The following is a 2,434-nucleotide window of genomic DNA, read 5'->3' as shown; positions in this document are numbered from 1 at the left end:
GCTTAAATCATTAACACCTCCTGTATTTGTGGGTCAAAATGGTCAATGGAGCTTTGAGTTACCTGCCGATTTAACTCTTCTTGATGGTAGCTATAGCATTCAATTCAGGGCGGCAGATAAAGCCGGTAACTTGACGGGTTTTGTACCTACTGAAGGATTTGACTTAATTGTCAGCACAGAAGCACCAGAATCACTAGAAGTGGGTTCATGGCAGCTTCTCGATGATGTGGGCCAATTCACAGGTCCCATCAATGAAGGAGATTTCACAGATGATACGTTACCTACGTTAGAGGGTCGAGTACCTACAGGCGTGTCTGAGGTGGCGATATTCGTGGATGGTAAAGAAGTAGGCCGTGCACCTGTGACAAGCAATGCATGGACTTACCAAATCACTGACGAGTTGGCGAAAGGCAAACATAAGATTGCTATTTCTCCTGTGAGCCCATCGGGTGTTTATGGTCCACAATCAGAAGTGAATTTTGAAATAAGTTTAGATAAGCCGATAGCTTTACGTCCTGAAGACATTGATTTATATGATGATCAAGAACCCGTGACGGGCACCATTGAAAAAGGTGGCTTTACCAATGACAGACAACCTGAATATAAAGGGAGCGTACGTTCAGAGGCGATTAAATTCATCAACATCTATATGGATGATAAATTAGTTGCCACAGTCCCTGTTAATGCGAACGGTGATTGGACTTATACCCCAACTGAATTCTTATCAGGTGGTGAGCACAAACTGAGAGCAGCACCAGTGAGTGCCTCTGGTATTGAAGGAGAGAAGACGGCTGAGTGGGCATTTAATGTCATTACGACCAAACCCGTGCAGCCTTCTATCGTAGAAGTGATTGATGATTTTGGTAACAGTGCACAGACCATACAGCCAGAAGGTGTGACTAATGATAAGAATCTGACGATTCGTGGTACCGCGTCACCTGGTGTGAAAGTAATTATCAAGGTCAATGGGAAGTATGCAACAGAAACACAAGCGGATGCACAAGGTAACTGGAGATTAGATTTACCGGATGGTGTCATCACAGATGATGGCATTTATAACATCACAGCGCTTGCAGAAGATGCAGCGAGCCAGACTTCGGATGAGACAGCGAAGTATGCTATCAACTATGACCGCACACCACCCGCTAAGCCAACCTTTATTGCTGAAGACAGCGAGGGAGATGTTAAAGGCAACGTGGTGAACGGTTCAACGATTGATGACAATACACCGATATTAAAAGGTAAAGCGGAGTCAGGTGAAAGCGTTGTTGAAATCTTCAATAATGGCAAATCCTTAGGATTTGCGACCGTTGATATGGAAGGTAATTGGGTATTTGGTTTAAATCTTGCGGATGGTGAGCATAACATCACGGTGAAAGAGACAGATAAAGCGGGTAACGTTTCCTCTGCAAGTGACAGTTTAACCTTTACTTTAGATACCACAGAGGTGGTGTTAACGGTTGACAATGTTGAAGTGAACTTAGTTAACGAAAATGGACCGATTAGATTATTGAACAACGGTGGCTTGACGAATGATAAGACGCCGACCTTATTAGGTACAGCGTTACCTGGGGCGAAAGTAGATATTTACTTTGGTGAATACAAATTAAATACTCGTGATGTCTTGGCTGACGAGAATGGTAAATGGCGTTTTGATATCCCAAGCACCTTCATTGATGATGGCGTCCAGACTTATACTGTGAAGACAGTGGATGCGTCAGGTAATGCATTAACGAAAACCTTTGATGTTAAATATGACTTAACGCCACCGGATGCGGGTGTGATAGTGAGTGTTGAAGACAGCACCGATCCAAATAAAGGCTTTATACCGAATGGTGGTGGTACGAATGAGTCTTCACCGACCTTAAGAGGTACCGGTGAGCCGGGTACGACCGTACAGGTTTATGATAAAGCGACAGGCACTAAATTGCTGGCCTCTGCGGTTGTGAGTAACCAAGGGACCTGGATATTAAAATTACAAGAACTCGACGATGGTGTACATGAGTTTTATGTGACTTTGACTGATCAAGCGGGTAACACCAGTATTGAAGGTGAGCGCTTTGTCGTGGTCATTAACACGAGCATACCGGACGTTTTATCTCCAGACAGCTTTGAGCTTTTAGATAACGTAGGTGAGTTCCAAGGTCCAATTAAGAGCAACAGCATCACGGATGATAATAAGCCACAATTGGTTGGCCGTGCACCAGATGATGTTGTGGAAGTTGAAGTTTATGTTAATGGTGTAGCGATTGGTCGTGCGAAAGTGATGAATAACGAGTGGAGTTTTGACATAGAAAACCCATTAAGTGATGGTCAAAATCGCATCAGTGTTGCGCCGGTTAATAGTGTCGGTACGACAGGACCACAGACGGACATCGTATTTAACGTATCTGTGGGTCAACCACAAACCTTAGATGAAGGTTTCTTAGAGCTA

The 2,434-nt window shown here is 44.0% G+C and carries 1 protein-coding gene; it reads left to right on the top strand.

The features are described from left to right. Positions 1-2,434: Ig-like domain-containing protein (locus ACFFIT_RS04705; RefSeq protein ID WP_385876495.1), on the top strand; the 2,434-nt coding region annotated here is incomplete at both ends.

Origin of the sequence: Thorsellia kenyensis (assembly GCF_042432445.1) — a bacterium.
Taxonomy (GTDB): domain Bacteria; phylum Pseudomonadota; class Gammaproteobacteria; order Enterobacterales; family Thorselliaceae; genus Thorsellia; species Thorsellia kenyensis.
The sequence above is the reverse complement of the archived record's forward strand: the minus strand, read 5'-3'. Positions and strand labels throughout refer to the sequence as shown.